This window comes from Salinivibrio sp. HTSP, from assembly GCF_003390965.1.
Classification (GTDB): domain Bacteria; phylum Pseudomonadota; class Gammaproteobacteria; order Enterobacterales; family Vibrionaceae; genus Salinivibrio; species Salinivibrio kushneri.
In genome coordinates, this window is sequence record NZ_PXUD01000089.1 from 1 (window position 1) to 4,027 (window position 4,027).

The window sequence follows — 4,027 nt, forward strand, 5'->3', positions numbered from 1 at the left end:
ATTATTGATATAAGAGAAAAAGATAATTCAGCGTTCATTGTTTATCTCCTTATATATTTTCTTCCAGTGTAATAATCACTTGTGCCTTCTATTGCTAAAGAGAGTTCTCTCGTCGCCTTCAAGATAAGTCACTGTACCATAGGTCAATGTTTTAAGTGCTTTACCATCTAAAATAAAGATTAAATGTTTTATCTTAAAACACACATATGTGAAGTTTTTATTGTTCTCGTTTGGGATGGCAAAAAAATGCTAGGTAAATAACGAAAGCCAAAGCAAAGAATTGAACACTGTTGGGCAAGTCTAGGCTTTCTACCAAAAAATCTTCAAAGAAAAAATCCTGCCATCCACTCCCCCTTTTACTGGCATACTGTATGAAAAAATTGAGTAGTATTGTACGCCAACAACAAATAAAACGATATATTTAAAAATGTATAAACATCTTTTTGATCTTTTCTTGGACCATCTCCTGAAGTGACAGGCGATTAATGTAGTGATTATTATGAACAATATTTGATTAATAGTTTTCTCTCTTTTCAAACTTCTTTTTAAGTATTAATAGACGTGTATTTTTCCATCAAAGAGTTTATGTGTCAATGAGGTGTACTATTGTTTACATTATCTATTGGATAACTCGCTTTGGTAGGCAAAACACCAGTGTTAAGATGAAAAAAAACAGAGATGCCCACTGGATTGTAGGGTTTGGTAAGTTCATTGTACGAACAATAAATGCCTCAAAAAAAGGGATCCTAGCTGCCACGCCAGCCGTCTGTGTGCCATGTTGGAATATTGCCCAGAACTGAGTGCCTAAGAATAAAAAAAATATAAATTTTAACAAAAGGAGGGTACCATTCGACGGTATGCGATTTAGGCGCCAAAGAGAATATATTAAGGAAAAAGAGATAACAAAAAACAATATAGGAGAGATCATTTTCGTACCTCTTTATACAATGAATATGTTGTAAAACTATCACTTACGGACTCTGCCCCCAGAGATAGTCGGCTTGAGGCTTGATAACCTCTTAGGTAGTCTTCTGCGCTGTATCTAAATAGTTTGAGCTGTTTGGCTTTTGGACTTTTTGTCCATGGCATCGGCTTTAAGTTGGTCTTGGATACTATCTGATAAGTCTCAGCTGCGTTTTTAACTGTTGTAGTTTTCGCGAAAATCCCATAGCCCGACAAGGCTAAATCTACACCGTAGTAGGCCATGTTTCCATAGCTTTTAGGATATCCTGCAAATTCGGCGGCACCTTGATAAGCTTCGCGAACCAAGCCAGTTGCATTTTCGTCGCCATCGACAAAGTATTTACCGTTTTCATACATGTTGTTAAGCCCATGAGTCACCAACAATGCGCCGATCGAGCATAATGATGCGGCAGAGTAAATGCATATTGCTCCACCCGCGGCAACTTGCATGGCGCCGGCAATAGTACCGATTCCTTTTGAGGCAATTAACGAAGACTGCTCCATTAAGCTGGATTGCTCTCTTTTCATTTCGGTAAGAGCTTGCGCTTTGGTTTTCTTACCCCGCTCAACGTCATTAACCAAGCATTGCTCAAACCGATCAATCTCTCTGACGAATTGATTCTTCAAGACCCCGCTTCGAATATGACGATTAGCGAGGCTTGTAGCTTGCATGGTTAACCCTTTGCCAGCTTTTCTTACAACGGCAATGTCGTAAGGTGAGGGCTTAGATCTTACTCCCATCGTTCGTAGCCTTGGGTACCAGTAATATTATGCTTCCAGACGATATCTTTATACCGAAGAGCAATATCCTCGGACATATCTTCATCGCCAGAAATAAGGACGTGAGGCTGGTTAAACGACAGGTGTGCGATAACGGCATCAACTAACTCAATGGTGTAGTAATTTTCGTTGTGGCCTTTATCATTGGTTCTGTAAAACCTTATTTCACACTGAATCTTCTCTTGTTTTGAAAAAGCAAGTCCAAGAAGAGGGGAGGCCTTGTCGATCGGCTTTGTGATGGTTAAAGCACTGAGAGTTTTTCTGACTTGGTCCGCTTCTTTTTCTAGCGAGTAGTTGCTAGCCAAGACTGTTGCTTCGTCAGTGTGTGAAATCTGCGCTTTTCGCCCTATAGAGTCATCGGTATTGCAACCTTGGGTGATACAGCCTTGCGTTTCTCCAATCATCTTTATGTATGCGGTATGGGCCACGGTTTACTCCTAGCTTGGCTATTTATCCGCCGAATATATCAACTTTGATTGGCCAGAAATAAAGACAAAGGGTTTTCTGGAATCAACCTCTCATCTGAATGGGAAATGTAAAGGTATCGTAAAATCAATGTATTAAGTTAGATCGTGTCGAACTATCTGCTGTTGGTGGGCATTTCGGTGACAATATTCACTTAACAAATGGAGAAGAGATGAAGTCTGTTAAAGGTTAGGATGAAAAGGGCCTGTAACCTGCCAAACAGCCGATCACAGACCTTTGATAGATTACTGCTTTTTCAGGTGATACATCTCAGCAAGGTCGCCTTCGATGGTTTCGCCGTTCATGTCTTGCATGATTACCTGGTTTTCCGCCACAAAGAAGTGGTTAGGGCTGTCAGTCAGCCCTTCAAGGATGACGACACTGCCTGTTTCATCCCACTTGAAGGTGCCCGATTCTTTAAGGGCTTCTCCCTCTTTGCCCAGATAGGTTTTGGTGAGTGAATACGTATTGTCTGGGTTCAGTGTTAGTGTGGTATCAATACCTTCACAGTCGGCGCAGGGCACCACACCTTGATACGTACCGTTCCAGTCTAGTGATGTTTTTGCATTATGATGATCAACCATTTCAGAAACGGTGTTTTCTGCGCTATCGATGGCGTTTTCTGCACTATCCATCGCTTGCTCTGTGCCTTCTTTCACTGCATTTTGGGCGTCGTCTAAGCTAGATTCGACTTGCGATTGCGCCTCTTGTGGTTCGTTGGTTTGCTGTTCACAGCCAACCAGTGCGACAACCAGTGCCAGTGGTGCAAGTAAATAGGTTTTTTTCATGTTTACCTCGTTTAATCAATGTTTAAAGGCTAAATCGTTGCTGGGGGCCAGCGATGAATGACTTCATGATAGGCGTTTGCTGCGCTTAGGTGTCATTATTGCGCTAGCATTAGGTCAGCGTTAGACAATAAACGTAAAAAAACCGTCAACTGATGAGAGTGATCTAAGCGGCCACCTTTTACGTTAACACTCATGTCTTGTTAGTCTACTCAATGAAAACCAAGCAAATACTACCCAAACGCGTGACAATAAGGAGCGATGATGCAACAACACAAAATTTTGATGGTGCTGACATCTCACGATGCCATGGGCGATACGGGACACAAGACAGGCTTTTGGCTTGAAGAGTTCACCACCCCTTATTACGCGTTTAAAGATGCAGGAGCAACCGTTGTGGTTGCGAGCCCTAAAGGTGGCGCGGCACCGATTGACCCAAACAGCGAAGCAGAAGATGCGCAATCGGACTCCACTCGCCGCTTTGATGGCGATGCTGAGCTGCAAGATATGATTAATAACACCGTCAAGCTGAGCGATGTGAATGCGTACGAGTACGACGCGATTTTCTATCCCGGTGGACACGGCCCATTGTGGGACTTGGCGGAAGATCCAACATCTCGTCAGCTGATTGAGACCTTCTATTATCAGGGCAAACCCGTTGGTGCGGTATGCCACGGTCCCGCCGTGTTCCGTCACACGCGTTCAGATCGTGACGAGCCACTGGTTAAAGGCAAACGTGTCACCGGCTTTACCAATGGTGAAGAAGCTGCGGTTGGCTTAACCGAGGTAGTTCCCTTTTTAGTTGAGGATATGCTCAAAGAAAACGGCGGTCTTTATGAAAAAGCGGATGACTTTACCTCGTATGTGGTCACCGATGGCAACTTGGTGACAGGGCAAAATCCGGTGTCATCTGAAGCCTGTGTTAACGCGGTATTGGCGTTGTTAAAGTAAGTTACATGATAGTCTCTCGATGAAAGCGCCTGCGGGCGCTTTTTTTGTTTGCCCAGCGAAGCTGGCAAACCCGTCAGGTTGAA

The 4,027-nt window shown here is 43.2% G+C and carries 4 protein-coding genes; 1 reads left to right on the top strand and 3 read right to left on the bottom strand.

Annotation, left to right across the window (positions count from 1 at the left end; translation table 11 throughout):
* Positions 1-924: 924 nt before the first annotated feature.
* The 3 genes from C7A19_RS14075 to C7A19_RS14085 all read right to left on the bottom strand — a co-directional run bounded on the left by C7A19_RS14075 (position 925) and on the right by C7A19_RS14085 (position 2,996).
* On the bottom strand, positions 925-1,704 hold the full coding sequence (locus tag C7A19_RS14075; RefSeq protein WP_116645191.1) for a DUF4225 domain-containing protein: 780 nt from the start codon (positions 1,702-1,704) through the stop codon (positions 925-927).
* Positions 1,695-2,171, bottom strand: coding sequence for a type VI secretion system tube protein TssD (tssD, locus tag C7A19_RS14080; protein WP_116645192.1), 477 nt, complete (start codon positions 2,169-2,171; stop codon positions 1,695-1,697). Before tssD ends, C7A19_RS14075 begins: the two co-directional genes overlap by 10 nt.
* Before the next feature lie 282 nt (positions 2,172-2,453).
* Positions 2,454-2,996, bottom strand: a complete 543-nt coding sequence (locus tag C7A19_RS14085; RefSeq protein WP_046075759.1) for a copper resistance protein NlpE — start codon at positions 2,994-2,996, stop codon at positions 2,454-2,456.
* Positions 2,997-3,257: 261 nt separating this feature from the next.
* Between C7A19_RS14085 and C7A19_RS14090 the strand changes: the two genes are divergently transcribed.
* A complete protein-coding gene (locus tag C7A19_RS14090; protein ID WP_116645193.1) occupies positions 3,258-3,944 on the top strand; it encodes a type 1 glutamine amidotransferase domain-containing protein in 687 nt (228 codons plus the stop codon).
* Positions 3,945-4,027 lie beyond the last annotated feature (83 nt).

Coding starts and splice junctions, on each gene's coding strand:
- C7A19_RS14075 (WP_116645191.1), bottom strand. CDS start 1,704: ATGGGAGTAAGATCTAAGCCCTCACCTTACGACATTGCCGTTGTAAGA.
- C7A19_RS14085 (WP_046075759.1), bottom strand. CDS start 2,996: ATGAAAAAAACCTATTTACTTGCACCACTGGCACTGGTTGTCGCACTG.
- C7A19_RS14090 (WP_116645193.1), top strand. CDS start 3,258: ATGCAACAACACAAAATTTTGATGGTGCTGACATCTCACGATGCCATG.